Consider the following 14824-nt stretch of genomic DNA (forward strand, 5'->3'; position numbering starts at 1 on the left):
TAAGCGCAGGGCCTCCGGGAGTCAAGGGATTCGCCATCGGATTGGTGAATCGCGGGAGCGTCGGGGTCCCTAGCGACGGGATGCGAGGGCCGCGGCCAGCACGATCAGAACCCCGCCGCCGAGGGTGGCCCAGGTGGGAATCTCGGCAAACACCCCGTAGCCGATGAATGCAGCCCAAATAAGGGCCGTGTACTCAAGTGGCGCGAGCTTGGCGGCCGGTGCCTTGGCATAGGCGGTCGCGAGCAGGATGTGGCCGACGACGCCGAGGCCCCCAATGACGGCGAAAAAGCCGAGATGCCAGGGATCGAGGGGCTGCCAGAAGCCGACGGCGAAAGGCGCGACGAACAAGCCCGGCCCGAGATTCGACAGCAGCACGATGTGCATGAACTTGTCGCGCTGGGCGCGCTGGCGCAGCAGGACCAGGCTCAACGCATAGGTAACCGCCGCCAGCAGCGCCGCCGCCACCCCGCTCCAGGAGCGCTGGGCGGAAGGATCGGCGCTCTGGCCGAGAACAACCACCAGCGTGCCGCCAAACCCGACCGCGATGGCGAGCAGGACCCGGCTGTCGACCCGCTCCCTCAGCAGCAGGAGCCCGAAGAGGGCGACGAACATGGGGGACAGGAAGGACAGGACGAGGGTCTCGGCGAGCGGCAACTGGCCGAGGGCATAAAAGAAGCTGACCGCCGTGATCACCGCCACGACGGATCGCAGAAGATTGGCCCGGACGGTTTCGGCGGATGGCCATCCCGGCCGCACGATGGCCACGATCGCAAGCGCGATCAGCGATCCCGCGGCAAACCGCAGGAAGGTCACCTGGACGGTCGGATAGAAGGCCACCATCGCCTTGATGACCGCATCCATGATGGACAAGACCGCGATTCCCGCGGCTGCCCGCGAGGCGGGACCGAACTGCATGATGATGGACCAACCCGACAGGGGCGCTCAGGCGCGTGAATACGGCGGTCGTTCTAGCCGAGTTTACGGCGGGTGACAGCCATCGCGCGTCGCTCTCGACAGGAAACGTTGAAACTCATCCAGGATTCCCGTGCGCCCGCGGGAAACAATCGCACCGCTTGCCGTTAACCAGCAGATTTGCAGGAGATCCGTTCCCATGCGCGACAAGTTGCTTATTTCGGCAGTAATGCTGTCCCTGCTCATTCCTGTGTCAGCGTCCGCCCAGCCCTTCCCGCAGGGTGCGCGGGATGTCTATGGCAACCGGCTCACCGTTCCCGGCTACGGCCACAGTTACGGCAGCGATTACCCGCCGGGCTATCCGGCTGACGGATATGCCGAGCAGTATCCGCTCGTGACCCGCCCGGCCATGCGCCCGCGGGCCCGGGCAGTCGACCCCATGACCGGATATGCCTACGGCACGCGGCCGGGGGAGGATCCTTATGAGCGTTCGCCCGTGTCGCTGCCCGCCTACGAGCCCGCCGAGCCTGGAATTTCCTCGGCCATCGCGCCGCAATATCAGCGGCAGGTCGTGGCCTATCGTGGCAAGGAGCCGGCGGGCACCATCATCATCGATACCCCGTCGAAATATCTCTACCTCGTGCAGGGCGACGGCCGCGCCCTCCGCTACGGCATCGGCGTCGGACGCCCGGGCTTCGAATGGGCCGGGCGCAAATCGGTCAGCATGAAGAAGGAATGGCCGGATTGGCGGCCGCCGAAGGAAATGCTGCAGCGCCGGCCGGATCTTCCCACCTACATGGAAGGCGGACCGGACAATCCGCTGGGCGCCCGCGCCCTCTATCTCGGCTCGTCACTCTATCGCATTCACGGCACCAACGAGCCAGATACCATCGGTCACGCAGTGTCGTCCGGCTGCATCCGCATGCTGAACCGCGACGTGATCGACCTGTATAACCGCGTGCCCGTCGGCGCGCAGGTGGTCGTCATCTGATCGATCGGCCGGGTCTGATGCCAAAAGGGCTTCCGTGCTACGACGGAAGCCCTTTTGCCGAGAAAGCCCGCGATGAATTTTGTCTTTCTGTTTGCCGCCATCCTCTGCGAGGTGGTGGCAACGACTGCGCTGAAGGCCGCCGAGGGGTTTACCCGCTTGTGGCCGTCGGTGATCGTCGTCACCGGCTACGGGCTGGCGTTCTTCTTTCTGTCTCTCACGTTGCGCACGATCCCCGTGGGGATCGCCTATGCGCTTTGGTCGGGCATCGGGATCGTGCTGATCGCGGCCGCCGGCTGGGTGGTCTACCGGCAGACGCTCGACCTGCCGGCCCTGATCGGCATCGGGCTGATCCTGTCCGGCGTGGTGGTCATCCAGACATTGTCACGAACAGCGGGCCATTGAAGACCGCGAACACGTCTCCGCGCTCTCAGGCCCAGTCGCCCTCATCGCCTGAATCGCCCCCGAAATCAGCGTAATCGTCAGGCTGTTCCTGAGCGGGATGCTCGTAGAGCGAGTCGGTGATGCCGGAATTGTCCGTTGGGTTTTCTGCCGCTGCCGTGTCGGCCAGGCTCGTCTTTTCCCCTGCGGCCGCCTCGGTGCCTTTTCCCCCAAAGGCGTTGGTCAGCACATTGCCCAGCATCATGCCGCCGGCGACGCCAGCGGCGGTGGTCAGGGCGCCTTGCAGAAATCCCCCGCCTCCTCCGAATCCGGGCCGCTGCGGCTGGCCCATGCCGCCGCCCCACGGTCCGCCATGCGCTCCCGCGGAGGGAGGCGCTCCGCCAGGAGCGGCCATTCCTGGGTCCCCATAGGCCTGCTGGCGCTGGGGAATGGCGGGCACGCCCCATGGCGAGGCCTGGCGGCCCATGGGCTGCGCGTCGGCCGGGCGCGGTCCGCCGCCAAAGAGCGACGACAGAATCCCGCCGCTCGGCTGCGGCTGGCGACGCAGCTCCTCGACCTCCGCCCGGAGAGCCTCAAGCTCCTCGTTGAGATTGGTGAGTGCCCGCTCCTGCACGAAGATGGTCTGCGCCATCGCATAGGGGGCGTAGGGCTGCTGGCGAATCCGGTCGGCGATGAAGCGCTCGGCCTCGGGATCGCGCGGCTGCCCGGCGACCTGCTCCAGACGGCGGAAGATATCCGCAATCACGTCGCGTTCCTGATCATTCACGGCGAATCTCCCTGAAAGCCATGCGTGGTGGGAGAGATGTAAGCATGCCCGGCCGCATTGGTAGAGGCCCTCGCGACGAACCGGTGCCTGTGCGGCACAGCGCGCCGGCGGCAACGTCCCGGGCTCTGGCTTCTATTCCGCGTCGGTGGATTTCAGAGGGCGGACATTCGTCTCCGTATCGCCGTCCTCCGGGCCGGTATCGTCGCCTTGCGCGTCGAGGCGCGTGTTCTTGCGCAGGCTGACGTATTTCTTCTGGATCTTGACGCGGCTTTCCCGCGCGATCTCCAGCGCGCCCTGGATCAGGGAGCGCTCGGCCTTCTCGTTCTGGAGTTCCTCGGTGAGACGCCGGTTGGCAGCCTCCAGGATGCTGCGATCTTGCTCGAAGCGCTTGGTGAGCTGGTCGATCCGCTCCGACAGGCTGGCCACCTTGTTGTCCGAGCTTTCGATCTGGAAATCCTTGGCGGCAATCGCCTTGTTGAGCATTTCCACGCGCTCCTGCAGTTCGATGCGCGAACGCTGCAACTCATTGACCATGCCGACCTGCCGCTCGACCTCCTGTTGGGTCGCGTCCAGGCGCCGGTCGACGGTGTTCTTCTCGATGACCGTCTCCTTCAAGGTCCGCTCGACCCCGCGATGGGCCTCGTTCTTGTCGCGCAACTGGTCGCGGGTATGGGCCAGGATCTTGTCGGTGGCGGCGAGCCGCGAGGTCAGCCCCTCGATCTTCATGTCGAGCGAGGACAGATCGGTCTGGTGCGCCGAGCGCTCGGAATCGAGATGGGTTTCGAGGCGTTGCCGGGCGACCTGCTCGGCCATCAGCCGGGTTTCGAGCTCGGAGGCGCGCTGGCGGGTGCCCTCGAGCTGAGTCTCCATCTCGCCGTAGCGGTTCGTGAGGCTCGACAGGCGGTAATTCTGCTCCTCGGCGACCTTCTGCAGCCGCTTGACCTCATGGTCGAGAAGCCCGTTGCGCTCGCGGGTCTCGATCAGTTCGCGCTCGGCCCGGGCAACAGTCTGGTCGGCCTCCTGGGCTTCGAGGCGCAGAGCCTGGTTTTCTTCCGTGATATTGCGGGCGCGCTCCGTCTCGATGGAGAGCTGGTTTTCCAGATCGACGCCGATGGCCTCCTTGTCCTTGATGCTGAGGCGCAGATCCTCAAGGGTGGAATCCTGGTCGCGCAGCTTGGTCTCGGCCTTGCGCAGCTGGGACACCGTCGCCGACAGGTCGTCCGCGATGCGGGCATTCACGCTCGTGAGATCGGCCAACTCCCGCCGCAGGGACCCGGTGGTCTCGGTCTCCTGGCGGAGCACCGCCTCGGTCTCCATCAGCCGCGATTGGATCTGCGGATAGGTGCGGATCAGGTCGTAGACCGGCTCGCTGAGCAGGGTGAAATCGTCCTTCAGGCTGCGGATTTCTTCCAACCGGTCGATGAGATTGGCGAAGCGAACCCGGATCAGCTCATTCTTCTGGCCGACGCCATCCAACTTTCCGTTGGGGCGGACAAGCGGCGCATCCCCGCGGGCCGGGGCCTGCTCCTCCGCCATAGCCGAGCGAACAGCATCCTCGCCGACGATGCCGGGCAGGGATTCCTGTTCCTTCTTGCCGAAACGGGATTTGAAAGACGTCCAACCGGATGACATGGAGCCGCCCCCTTTGCCGCACGAAAATGAAGCTGTGGGGGTCTTTTACCGCAGTCCGGCAAGGGTTGGAAACTAAATTTCGTTGCGCAACAGAGTCGCGCGCAAAGTGGGGAGCCTGTCAGGTCGCGTGGACGCCCTGCCGACCGACCAAGCCTTCGATCGCCTCCGGGACCGGGCCACCGGTTGCCCAATCCAGCAGTTCCACCGTGTGAACCATTGGAATCGCGGTGCCTTTCTGGATCTGGGTCATGCAGCCGATATTGCCGGTGGCGATGAGATCCGGACGGGTCCGCTCGATATTGGCGACCTTGCGGGCCCGCAACTGCGCCGCGATCTCGGGCTGCAGCATGTTGTAGGTTCCCGACGAGCCGCAGCAGATATGCCCCTCCGGCACGTCCTTGACCGTGAAGCCCGCCCGCTTGAGCAACGCCTTCGGCTCGGTGCGGATCTGCTGGCCATGCTGCATGGAGCACGCCGACTGATAGGCCACCACGAGATCGGTCTCGCGCACCGGCTCCATCAGGGTGAGGCTGGTGACGTATTGGGTGATGTCACGCGTGATCGCCGAGACCCGCGCGGCCTTGTCCGCGTAGACCGGGTCCTCGCGGAACATGAACCCGTAATCCTTGATCGTGGTGCCGCAACCGGAGGCCGTGATGACGATGGCGTCGAGCCCCTCCCCGTCCATCTCGGCGATCCAGGCATCGATGTTCCGCTTGGCGAAGGCGTGGCCTTCCTCCTCTCGGCCCATGTGATGGACAAGTGCGCCGCAGCAGCCCTCGCCCGCGGCCTGGATCACCTCGACCCCGTGGCGCGCAAGAAGACGGATGGCCGCCTCGTTGAAACCGGGCTTCAGGACCGGCTGGGCGCAGCCGGCGAGGATCGCCACCCGGCCCCGTCGCGGCCCCTGCGCCGCAAACGTATTGGGGCCCTCCAGCGGAGAGCGCGCCGGCACCCGGCTCGGCGCGAGATCGATCATCGCGCGCAGACGCTGGCCGAACAGGGGAAGCCCGCCGATCACGCCCTTGAGGGGCTTGGCCAGCATGGCAAGCCCGATCGCGAGACGAAAGCGATTGGGATAAGGCAGGATATGCGCCAGCACCGAGCGCAGCAGGCGGTCGTGCCACGGCCGCGTATAGGTCGCCTCGATGTAGGAGCGGGCGTGATCGACCAGGTGCATGTAGTTCACGCCCGACGGGCATGTCGTCATGCAGGACAGGCACGACAGGCAGCGGTCGATATGCTTGACCACCTCGGGCGTGGCGGGCTTTCCGCCCTCCAGCATGTCCTTGATGAGATAGATGCGCCCGCGCGGGGAATCGAGTTCATCGCCGAGGAGCAGATAGGTCGGACAGGTGGCCGTGCAGAACCCGCAATGCACGCAGGTGCGCAGGATCTTGTCGGAACTCGCCATTGCGGTATCGCGCAACTGATCGGGCGTGAAGTTGGTCTGCATCGTGGTTCGCTCACAATCCCGTCGGGTCGCTTGTCACGCGCCGGCCTGCCACTGATTGATGGCCTCGACCGGGTGGATCAGCATGATGATGTTGAGCGCGAGATTGTCGCGGATCCAGTAGCCGACGAACAGCTCCATGGCGATGGCGCTTGCCACCGTCAGCCAGACCGGCCAGCGCCAGGCGAGCCAGAAGCCGAGCGACATGGCAAGCATGTCGGACATGGAGTTGAGGACGCTGTCGCCATAATAGTCGAGCGCGATAGTCGTCGCGCGATACCGCTCGATGATGAAGCTGGAATTCTCGACGATCTCCCACCCGCCTTCGAGCACCAGCGCGATGAGAAACGCCACGCCGATCGGCAGCGGCTTGCCCCGGATCAGGCCGATGATCCACGCGCCCATGTAGAACAGGTAGCCGTGGATGATGTGCGAGAAGGTGTACCAGTCCGAAAGGTGCTGGGAGTTGCCGGAATCGTTGATCGTTCCGTGCCAGAGCTGGACGGTGCCGCATTTGCAGATCGGCAGCCGCCCCATCGCCAGCAGGATGGCGGCAGTCGCCGCCATGATGAGCACGGCAAGGCCGAGATAGAGCGGCCACGAGCGCTGCTTGGACCCTGACGTCAGAGCGATTGTTCCGGCCACGCTAGACTCCCGCATACATGCGGCCAGGATTGAAAATTCCCGCCGGATCGAATGATGCCTTGATGCCGCGCTGCAATGTCATGATCGCCTCGGATTGCGGCTCGAACACGTCGACCGTATCGCGGATGGCGTCAGGCGCGCGCAGAAGCGTCGCGTGGCCGCCGGCCGACCGGGTTGCGGCCCGCACCACCGCCGCGCCGGCATCGCCCTCCGGTCGCGTGGCGATCCACAACAGCCCGCCGCCCCAATCGTAGAACCATTGCGCATCGAGCGCGCGGGCGACTTCCGCGGCGAGCGCCGGCGCCTTTGACGGCGCGGTCGAGACGCGCCACACCGCGCGCTCCGCATGGTCCTGCAGCACCGTCGCGTCGCGCACGGATTGCCAGAGACTTTCGGCGCCGCGCCCCTCCAGGATTTCGGCCGAGCCCGCGCCCTTGAGAAGACGTCGCACTTCGCCCAGCCGGTAATCGACCGAAACCGAGAACCCTTCCAGCCGGATCAGCGTGCGCGAACCCTTCACGTCGGGGGTCGGAAGATGCGCCGCGCCCGTGATGTCGAACGGCGATCCGAGGGCGCGCGACAGGGCGGCGATCGCCCGCACATCGTCGAGGCCGCGCCAGATCAGGGTCGCCATCCGCTCAGTCCGGGGCAGCACCTTGAAGGTCACCTCGGTGAGAAAGCCCAGCGTTCCCCAGGAGCCCGCCAGCAGCTTGACCAGATCGAGACCGGTGACGTTCTTCATCACCCGGCCGCCGGATTTTACCACCTGTCCGCGCCCGTTGACGGCGCGTATGCCGATCAGGCTGTCGCGCGCGGCTCCCGCCATGATGCGGCGCGGCCCTGAGATGTTCATGGCCGCCAGCGCGCCGATGGTGGGCTCCATCCGGGTGCCGAGAAGCGGCCGGTAGTCCATGGGTTCGAACGGCAGTTCCTGGCCCCGCTCGGTGAGCACGCGCACCACCTCGGATACCGGCGTGCCGCTTTTCGCCGCGATCACGAGTTCGGCCGGCTCATAGAGCGTCACGCCGGACATCTGGGTCGAGGAAAGACGGGAATCGACCTCCATCCGTCGTCCGAGCGCAGCCTTGCTGTTGGCGCCGCCGATGGCCAGGCGCAGCCCGCCGGCTGCCGCCTGGGCGACGATGGTGGCGGCCTCGCTCTCGTCGCGCGGGGTGTAGACCTTCACGAGAACTGCCTTCCGTCGAGCGGGAACACCTTGGCGGGATTGAGCAGCCAGAGCGGATCGAACACAGCGCGCACGCGCATCTGCTGCTCGAGATCGGCGGTGTTGAACTGGAACGACATGAGATCGCGCTTTTCGATTCCGACCCCGTGCTCGCCGGTGAGACAGCCGCCCACTTCGACGCAGAGCTTCAGGATCTCCTCGCCCACATGCTCGGCCTTCTCCATCTCGCCCGGCTTGTTGGTGTCGAACATCACCAGCGGGTGGAGGTTGCCGTCGCCCGCATGGAACACGTTGGCCACGCCCAAGCCCTCGGCGGCGGCGATCTCGTCGATGCGCTTGAGCACATACGGCAACTGGCCGGTCGGGATGGTGCCGTCCATGCAGATGTAGTCGGCCACCCGGCCGGTGGCCCCGAAGGCGGATTTGCGGCCCTTCCAGATCGCCGCACTCTCGGCCTCCGATTGCGACACCCGGATGGTCTTGGGATGGAACGGCTCCGCGATGGCGACGATGCGCCGGAGCATGTCGTCGATTTCCGCATCCGAACCTTCGACCTCGACGATCAGCATCGCGTCCACGTCGAGCGGATAGCCCGCATGCGCGAAGGCTTCGCAGATCTGGATCGCCGGGCGGTCCATGTATTCGAGCGCAACCGGGATGATGCCGGCGGCGATGATCGCGGCCACGCAGGCGCCCGCGTCATTCACCCGCTCGAAGCCGAGCAGCGCCGGCCGCGCCCCTTCGGCCGCATGCAGGATGCGCACGGTGGCCTCCGTCACGACTCCCAGCTGTCCCTCCGAACCGGTGATCAGGCCGAGCAGGTCGTAGCCCGGGGCGTCGAGCCCGTCGCCGCCGATTTCGACGATGGTGCCATCCAGAAGCACCAGCGTGACGCCGAGCAGGTTGTTCGTCGTCACGCCGTATTTGAGGCAATGCGCCCCGCCGGAATTCATCGCGATGTTGCCAGCGATCGTGCAGGCGAGCTGGCTCGAGGGATCGGGGGCATAGAAAAACCCCTCATGGGCTACCGCCTGGCTGATGCCCAGATTGGTGATGCCCGATTCGACCCGGATCAGCCGGTCGGCGAGGTTGACCTCCAGCACGCGGTTCATCTTCGACACCCCGAGCACGATGGCGTCTTCCTGCGGGATCGCCCCGCCGCACAGGGACGTGCCGGCGCCCCGCGGCACGACCTTGACCCCATGCGCGTGGCAGAATCGCAGGATTTCGGACACCTCGGCGGTGGAGGACGGCAGGACGACGGCGAGCGGCATCCGCCGATAAGCGGTCAGCCCATCGGTCTCGAAGGCGCGGCGCTCGTCCTCGGAGACGATCAAGGCCTCGTTGGCGACGAGACGCGAGAGCCCGGCAAGGATCTCCGCACGGTTGGACAGGACGGCCTGGTCTGGCTTGGGAAAGGCGATGGACATGGCGTTTCTCCCGTCAGGATGGGCACGTGCCGGCTTGCCCCCCCTGCCAGACGGTAGCGGCTCCGCAAGGATTTTTCCAATAACGTGGAATCTCTCTAAGATGTCTCCCGCGTCCACGCCATGGGGTTTCGAATGCGTCTTCAGGTTTTTCCGGTCCTTCTCTGCCTTGCCGGAGGGGGAACCGCCCAGGCCCAGGACGCGGCCCTGGGCGAAAAGGCGTTCATTCCCTGCAAGGCCTGTCACCAGATCGGCGATGGCGCGACCAACGCCATCGGACCCTCGCTCAACGGGGTCATCGGCCGCAAGGCCGGCACGTTTCCCGGCTACAGCTACTCCACGGCGAACCAGAGTTCCGGACTGACCTGGGACGAGGCGACCTTCCGCGACTACATCAAGGCGCCTGCCGCCAAGGTTCCCGGCACCAAGATGACCTATGTGGGCATCAAGGACGATAAACGGATCACCGACCTTCTCGCCTATCTCAAGCAGTTCGACGCCACCGGCCACATCGTGCCCCGTTGACGTCTGGCCGCAGGAAACTAAAGTTCAAAACTATATAATAAAACATTATAATGTTTTAATCGCTTCCCTATGCTCGCCAGCTCGGCAAGCTCGGGCGGAAGTCATGACGATCCATAAAACACCGATCAAGAACCAGGCGTCGACGGCTCCGGTGACGCGGCAGCCATTGCATTCGCGCAGGTGAAGGCCGGCATGCTGCTGAAAGCATCGGACTTCATGTTCGTCTAGCCGCTCGAGGAGCCGGCCCCGGACGGGTGCATCCCTCCCGCCGGGGACCATTCTGACGATCGCCCAACGCCCCGCGGTCCCGCCGCAGCGTCCGGCATGTCAGGCAGACCTTGACCTCCTGCCATCAAGGATGGTGCTGTAGCGTCAGCTAGGAGCATCGCATCTTTGGAACTCTCTCCCAATCCGTCTCCCCGCCCGGTCCACAGGCCGCGGGTCGGACTCTTCGTGACCTGCCTCGTCGATCTGATGCGGCCGTCGGTCGGGTTCGCAGCTGTCAAACTCCTCGAAGAGGCCGGCTGCATCGTCCAGGTGCCGGAGCAGACCTGCTGCGGACAGCCCGCCTACAACACCGGCGATCGCTCCACGACCCGCGCGATCGCCGAACGGGTGATCACGGAGTTTCGCGGCTACGATTATGTGGTGGCGCCCTCGGGGTCCTGCGCCGGCATGATCCGGGCGCATTATCCGGAACTCTTCGCCGACGATCCGAACTGGCTGCCGCGCGCCAACGAACTGGCGGCGCGCACCCATGAGCTGACGAGCTTCCTCGTCGACGTGCTCGGCGTGACACGGGTCGCGGCGCGGTTCGACGGCACGGTCACCTATCACGATTCCTGCTCCGGCCTGCGGGAGCTCGGCATCCGCAGCCAGCCGCGCCGCCTGTTGCAGAGCATCGAGGGATTGCGGCTCGTCGAACTTGAGGAGAGCGACGTGTGCTGCGGTTTCGGCGGGACTTTCGCGGTGAAGTACAGCGACATTTCCGGCGCGATCGTCGAAGCCAAGGCCCGCAACGTGGTCGAGACCAGCGCGCCGACGTTGCTCGCGGGCGATCTCGGATGCCTTCTCAACATGGCCGGCAAGCTCAGTCGCGACGGCGCGCCGATTCACGTGCGCCATGTGGCCGAAATTCTCGCGGGCATGACCGACGAGCCCCCCATCGGCATCGCCAAGGAAAGGCCCCGCACATGATGATTTTGTGGATGCCGGCGGACCGGATCGTCGCCCGATGAGCCTCAACAGCACCTCACCGCAATTCAAGGACAACGCCGCGCGGGCGCTGGGAGACGTCCAGCTGCAGAAGGCGCTGCTCAACGTCAAGCAGGGTTTCATCGACAAGCGTCAGAAGGCGACCGAACGCCTGCCCGAATTCGAGGCTCTGCGCGATTCCGCCCGCGACATCAAGAACCACACGCTGCAGAACCTCGACCTCTATCTCGAGGCCTACGAGGCGAAGGTGCAGGCCTCGGGCGGCCATGTGCATTACGCGCGCAACGCCGCGGAGGCGCGCGACATCATCCTGCAGCTCTGCAAGGATGCGGGTGCCCGCACGGTCACCAAGGGCAAGTCGATGATCGCCGAGGAGATCGCCATCAACGATCACCTGGAAAGCCACGGCATCGTGCCGATCGAAACGGATCTCGGCGAGTACATCATCCAGCTGCGGCATGAGTTGCCGAGCCACATCATCGCGCCCGCCGTGCATCTCAACGCCACGCAGGTGGAAGAGGATTTCCGACGGGTCCATACCCATCTCGATCCCAAGCGCGATCTCTCCGAGCCGGTGCACCTTCTCACCGAAGCCCGCACTGTCCTGCGCGAACGCTTTCTCGCGGCCGATGTCGGGATCACGGGCGCGAATTTTCTGGTCGCCGAAACCGGCACGTCGGTGATCGTCACCAACGAGGGCAATGGCGATCTGACCCAGATCCTGCCCAAGACCCACATCGTTCTCGCATCGATCGAAAAGCTGGTCCCGACCCTGGAGGATGTGAGCCAGATCTTACGGGTTCTCTCGCGATCCGCGACGGGCCAGGAGATGTCCGTCTACACCACCTTCTCGACCGGCCCCCGTCACATCGGCGACAGCGACGGTCCGGAAAATTACCATGTGGTGCTGCTCGATAATGGCCGCTCGGCCATGCTCGGCACCAGCTTCGAGGAGATGCTGCGCTGCATCCGTTGTGGCGCCTGCATGAACCATTGCCCGGTCTATCATGCGGTCGGCGGGCACGCTTACGGATGGGTCTACCCGGGTCCGATGGGGGCAGTCCTGACCCCGACCTTGATCGGCATCGACCAGGCCGGACATCTGCCCAACGCCTCCACCTTCTGCGGACGCTGCGAGAGCGTGTGCCCTGTGAAGATCCCGCTCCCGAAGCTCATGCGGCATTGGCGCGAAAAGGAATTCGAACGGCACCTGACGCCTGCCACAATCCGCTCCGGGCTCGGCGTCTGGGGATTTTTCGCCAGGCGCCCGGCGCTCTACCGCCTCGCCACGCGACTCGCCATCGGGGCGATGGGGCTGGCGGGCCGCAAGACCGGCCGCTTCCGATGGTTGCCGCTCGCCGGCGGCTGGACCCGCAATCGCGATCTCGCCGCCCCGCAGGGCGAGACGTTCCAGGCGCGCTGGCGCCGCGAGCGCGGACGGAGGGCCGCATGAGCGCCCGCGACGATATTCTCGGCACCATCCGCCGCTCGCTCGGCGTGTCGGGCAAGGAGACCATCCGGCGGCAGATCGTGGCCGACCGCCTGGAGCGCGCGCCCAAGGGCGTAATCCCGGCGCGGGGGCAGCTTTCCGGGAATGCCCTGCTGGCCCTGTTCAAGGTGCAGGCCGAAGCAGCTTTGGCGACCGTGACCGAGGTCGCCTCGGCGGCCGACGTGCCCCAGTCGATCGCCCATTTCCTGCGCGACCACAATCTTCCGGCCACCTTGCGCATGGGCGACGACCCGCGCCTCAGGGCGATGCCTTGGAGCGAGACGACCTTGGCCATCGACCACGGCCCGAGCGGCGGACAGGACCTGAATGCGGTGAGCCATGCCTACGGGGCCGTGGCCGAGACGGGATCGGCCGTGATGGTGTCTGGATCGGAAAACCCCTCGACGCTCAATTTCCTGCCCGACAACCACATCGTGGTCATCGCCGCCAAGGATATCGCGCGGGATTACGAAAGCGTCTGGACGAAAATCCGTTTCACGTTCGGCAAAGGCGGCATGCCGCGCACGGTGAACTGGATCACCGGTCCGTCACGGTCCGGCGACATCGAGCAGACGATGCTGCTGGGCGCCCACGGGCCGCGCCGCCTCCATGTGATTGTCGTGAAAGCCTGACGCGTGACGATCTTCCCGCCCCTCTTTCCAGCCTCGCTGCGGTGGAGTGCCTGGACTGGCGCGGAGGCGGGCCTCGAACACCTCGACCTGGGACGCAGCGCCGACGGCATCATCGCCTCTGCCGTCGTCTTCGGGGTCGACGGCCCCGTTCGCTTCGGCCTCCGCTATCGTCTGGTGATCGACGACCTCTGGCGCGTCCGCGACGCGAGGCTTGAGACGACCGCCGGGCAGCGCTTGCATCTCGAGAGCGACGGAAAGGGACGCTGGCGGCTGGACGGCCATGCCGCGCCCGGACTCGATGACTGCATCGACATCGATATCGAGGCGACGCCGTTTACCAATACGCTGCCGATCCGGAGGCTGGACCTCGCCGACGGCCAGACCGAATTGATCCGCCTGGCCTATATCCGGGTTCCGAGCCTCTCCGTTGCACCGGGTCGGCAGCGCTATACGGCCATGAAGGCTGGAACCCGGTATCGTTTCGAGAGCCTGGATCACGACTTTTCCGCCAACCTCCCAGTCGATCAACAAGGTCTCGTGAGGGATTACCCTTCGCTGTTCCGCCGCCTCGCCTGAAGCGAAGCGAGGCCGTGACAACTCAGCGCGGCCGGAGCGCTTGGCAAATGCCCGCGCAATGCGTAAGTGTTTGTAAAGACAAGCACTTTTTAATAATTCTAAACTAGAAACCCATGATCGTCTGTTCCTGCAACATTCTCTCCGACGGCGACGTCAAAGCGTGCCTGCGGCCTGGGCCGGAATGCCCCCGCACGCCGGCGCAGGTTTATCGCTGTCTTGGCTGCAGCCCCAATTGCGGACGCTGCGTGCGCACCATCCGGGCGATCATGCATCAGGCCCTCGCCGAGGCTCGCCATGCGACCGCGCCTGCCTGCAATCGCGGCTGCTGTCCGGTGGTCCTCGAACAGGCCGCTGCGGAACCTACCCTTTGACGCAGGGGTGTTCGTCCTTTAGATTATAATCCTTCTAAATTGATGCGGTCGGCGAAGAGCCGGCATTTGACAAGAGGCATGGATGAAGGGCGACCCGAAGGTTATCGACTATCTCAATCGCGGTCTGCGCAGCGAATTGACGGCTGTGAGCCAGTACTGGCTCCATTATCGTCTGCTCGAGGACTGGGGATACAAGGAGCTCGCCCAGGCATGGCGCAAGGAATCCATCGAGGAAATGCAGCACGCGGACCGTTTCGTCGAGCGCATCATCTTCCTCGACGGCTTCGCCAACCTTCAGGTCCTCGATCCGCTGCGGATCGGCCAGACCGTCAAGGAAATCCTCGAATGCGATCTCGCCGGTGAGAACGACGCCCGCAACCTCTACGGCGAAGCCGCAGGCTATTGCGAGAGCGTTGGCGACCGGGTGTCCAAGAACCTCTTCGAAGAACTGATGAAGGACGAGGAGGGGCATATCGACTTCCTCGAGACCCAGCTCAACCTCGTCGAACAACTTGGCCTGCAGCTTTACGCACAGAAGCATATGGGCGGTCTGAAGGACGACCACTAGCCGCGACATGAGGGTCCGCAACTCCGGCCGCGGACCC

At 65.1% G+C, this 14824-nt stretch carries 16 protein-coding genes; 9 read left to right on the plus strand and 7 right to left on the minus strand.

Annotation, left to right across the window (positions count from 1 at the left end):
* Window positions 1-69: 69 nt before the first annotated feature.
* The gene (locus J4G32_RS18180; RefSeq protein ID WP_210496974.1) at window positions 70-915 is read right to left on the minus strand and encodes a DMT family transporter; all 846 of its coding nucleotides are present in this window, start codon (window positions 913-915) and stop codon (window positions 70-72) included.
* 196 nt (window positions 916-1111) lie between these two features.
* Between J4G32_RS18180 and J4G32_RS18185 the strand changes: the two genes are divergently transcribed.
* Both J4G32_RS18185 and J4G32_RS18190 read left to right on the plus strand, forming a co-directional pair.
* Complete coding sequence (locus J4G32_RS18185) at window positions 1112-1903, plus strand: L,D-transpeptidase (RefSeq protein ID WP_246505271.1); 792 nt, start codon at window positions 1112-1114, stop codon at window positions 1901-1903.
* A gap of 72 nt (window positions 1904-1975) precedes the next feature.
* Window positions 1976-2305: a DMT family transporter gene (locus J4G32_RS18190; protein ID WP_210496975.1), complete on the plus strand. Its 330-nt coding sequence runs from the start codon at window positions 1976-1978 to the stop codon at window positions 2303-2305.
* A 25-nt stretch (window positions 2306-2330) separates the two neighbouring features.
* On the opposite strand, the gene J4G32_RS18195 is transcribed toward J4G32_RS18190, so the two are convergent.
* The 6 genes from J4G32_RS18195 to J4G32_RS18220 all read right to left on the minus strand — a co-directional run bounded on the left by J4G32_RS18195 (window position 2331) and on the right by J4G32_RS18220 (window position 9414).
* Window positions 2331-3068 (minus strand): DUF2076 family protein, encoded by a 738-nt coding sequence (locus J4G32_RS18195; protein WP_210496976.1) that lies wholly within the window; start codon window positions 3066-3068, stop codon window positions 2331-2333.
* Between the two features lie 132 nt (window positions 3069-3200).
* Entirely contained in the window at window positions 3201-4700 is a 1500-nt protein-coding gene (locus J4G32_RS18200; protein WP_210496977.1) for a chromosome partitioning protein ParA, read from the minus strand.
* 118 nt (window positions 4701-4818) lie between these two features.
* On the minus strand, window positions 4819-6156 hold the full coding sequence (gene glcF / locus J4G32_RS18205; protein WP_210496978.1) for a glycolate oxidase subunit GlcF: 1338 nt from the start codon (window positions 6154-6156) through the stop codon (window positions 4819-4821).
* Window positions 6157-6189: 33 nt separating this feature from the next.
* Window positions 6190-6798: a DUF2585 domain-containing protein gene (locus J4G32_RS18210; RefSeq protein ID WP_343232678.1), complete on the minus strand. Its 609-nt coding sequence runs from the start codon at window positions 6796-6798 to the stop codon at window positions 6190-6192.
* A gap of 1 nt (window position 6799) precedes the next feature.
* On the minus strand, window positions 6800-7984 hold the full coding sequence (locus tag J4G32_RS18215) for an FAD-binding protein (RefSeq protein WP_210496980.1): 1185 nt from the start codon (window positions 7982-7984) through the stop codon (window positions 6800-6802).
* Window positions 7981-9414: an FAD-linked oxidase C-terminal domain-containing protein gene (locus tag J4G32_RS18220; RefSeq protein ID WP_210496981.1), complete on the minus strand. Its 1434-nt coding sequence runs from the start codon at window positions 9412-9414 to the stop codon at window positions 7981-7983. The genes J4G32_RS18215 and J4G32_RS18220 overlap by 4 nt, the downstream gene beginning before the upstream one ends.
* A gap of 132 nt (window positions 9415-9546) precedes the next feature.
* Between J4G32_RS18220 and J4G32_RS18225 the strand changes: the two genes are divergently transcribed.
* From J4G32_RS18225 to bfr, 7 genes are all read left to right on the plus strand, one after another.
* On the plus strand, window positions 9547-9936 hold the full coding sequence (locus J4G32_RS18225) for a c-type cytochrome (RefSeq protein ID WP_210496982.1): 390 nt from the start codon (window positions 9547-9549) through the stop codon (window positions 9934-9936).
* A gap of 393 nt (window positions 9937-10329) precedes the next feature.
* Window positions 10330-11133, plus strand: a complete 804-nt coding sequence (locus J4G32_RS18230; protein WP_210496983.1) for a (Fe-S)-binding protein — start codon at window positions 10330-10332, stop codon at window positions 11131-11133.
* A 37-nt stretch (window positions 11134-11170) separates the two neighbouring features.
* Entirely contained in the window at window positions 11171-12604 is a 1434-nt protein-coding gene (locus tag J4G32_RS18235) for a LutB/LldF family L-lactate oxidation iron-sulfur protein (protein ID WP_210496984.1), read from the plus strand.
* Window positions 12601-13272, plus strand: coding sequence for a LutC/YkgG family protein (locus J4G32_RS18240; protein ID WP_210496985.1), 672 nt, complete (start codon window positions 12601-12603; stop codon window positions 13270-13272). Before J4G32_RS18235 ends, J4G32_RS18240 begins: the two co-directional genes overlap by 4 nt.
* A 3-nt stretch (window positions 13273-13275) precedes the next feature.
* Window positions 13276-13848, plus strand: a complete 573-nt coding sequence (locus J4G32_RS18245) for a putative glycolipid-binding domain-containing protein (protein WP_343232679.1) — start codon at window positions 13276-13278, stop codon at window positions 13846-13848.
* A gap of 113 nt (window positions 13849-13961) precedes the next feature.
* Entirely contained in the window at window positions 13962-14219 is a 258-nt protein-coding gene (locus J4G32_RS18250; RefSeq protein ID WP_210496986.1) for a (2Fe-2S)-binding protein, read from the plus strand.
* A gap of 82 nt (window positions 14220-14301) precedes the next feature.
* Window positions 14302-14787, plus strand: a complete 486-nt coding sequence (gene bfr, locus J4G32_RS18255; RefSeq protein WP_210496987.1) for a bacterioferritin — start codon at window positions 14302-14304, stop codon at window positions 14785-14787.
* The last annotated feature ends 37 nt before the right edge of the window (window positions 14788-14824 follow it).

This window comes from Microvirga antarctica, from assembly GCF_017921815.1.
In the GTDB taxonomy this organism is placed as follows: Bacteria; Pseudomonadota; Alphaproteobacteria; order Rhizobiales; family Beijerinckiaceae; genus Microvirga; species Microvirga antarctica.

Excerpts from the sequence above, each read along its gene's own strand:
- J4G32_RS18200 (WP_210496977.1), bottom strand. The coding sequence starts at position 4,700 with ATGTCATCCGGTTGGACGTCTTTCAAATCCCGTTTCGGCAAGAAGGAA.
- J4G32_RS18250 (WP_210496986.1), top strand. The coding sequence starts at position 13,962 with ATGATCGTCTGTTCCTGCAACATTCTCTCCGACGGCGACGTCAAAGCG.
- J4G32_RS18235 (WP_210496984.1), top strand. The coding sequence starts at position 11,171 with ATGAGCCTCAACAGCACCTCACCGCAATTCAAGGACAACGCCGCGCGG.
- bfr (WP_210496987.1), top strand. The coding sequence starts at position 14,302 with ATGAAGGGCGACCCGAAGGTTATCGACTATCTCAATCGCGGTCTGCGC.
- J4G32_RS18225 (WP_210496982.1), top strand. The coding sequence starts at position 9,547 with ATGCGTCTTCAGGTTTTTCCGGTCCTTCTCTGCCTTGCCGGAGGGGGA.
- glcF (WP_210496978.1), bottom strand. The coding sequence starts at position 6,156 with ATGCAGACCAACTTCACGCCCGATCAGTTGCGCGATACCGCAATGGCG.
- J4G32_RS18190 (WP_210496975.1), top strand. The coding sequence starts at position 1,976 with ATGAATTTTGTCTTTCTGTTTGCCGCCATCCTCTGCGAGGTGGTGGCA.
- J4G32_RS18240 (WP_210496985.1), top strand. The coding sequence starts at position 12,601 with ATGAGCGCCCGCGACGATATTCTCGGCACCATCCGCCGCTCGCTCGGC.
- J4G32_RS18185 (WP_246505271.1), top strand. The coding sequence starts at position 1,112 with ATGCGCGACAAGTTGCTTATTTCGGCAGTAATGCTGTCCCTGCTCATT.
- J4G32_RS18220 (WP_210496981.1), bottom strand. The coding sequence starts at position 9,414 with ATGTCCATCGCCTTTCCCAAGCCAGACCAGGCCGTCCTGTCCAACCGT.
- J4G32_RS18180 (WP_210496974.1), bottom strand. The coding sequence starts at position 915 with ATGCAGTTCGGTCCCGCCTCGCGGGCAGCCGCGGGAATCGCGGTCTTG.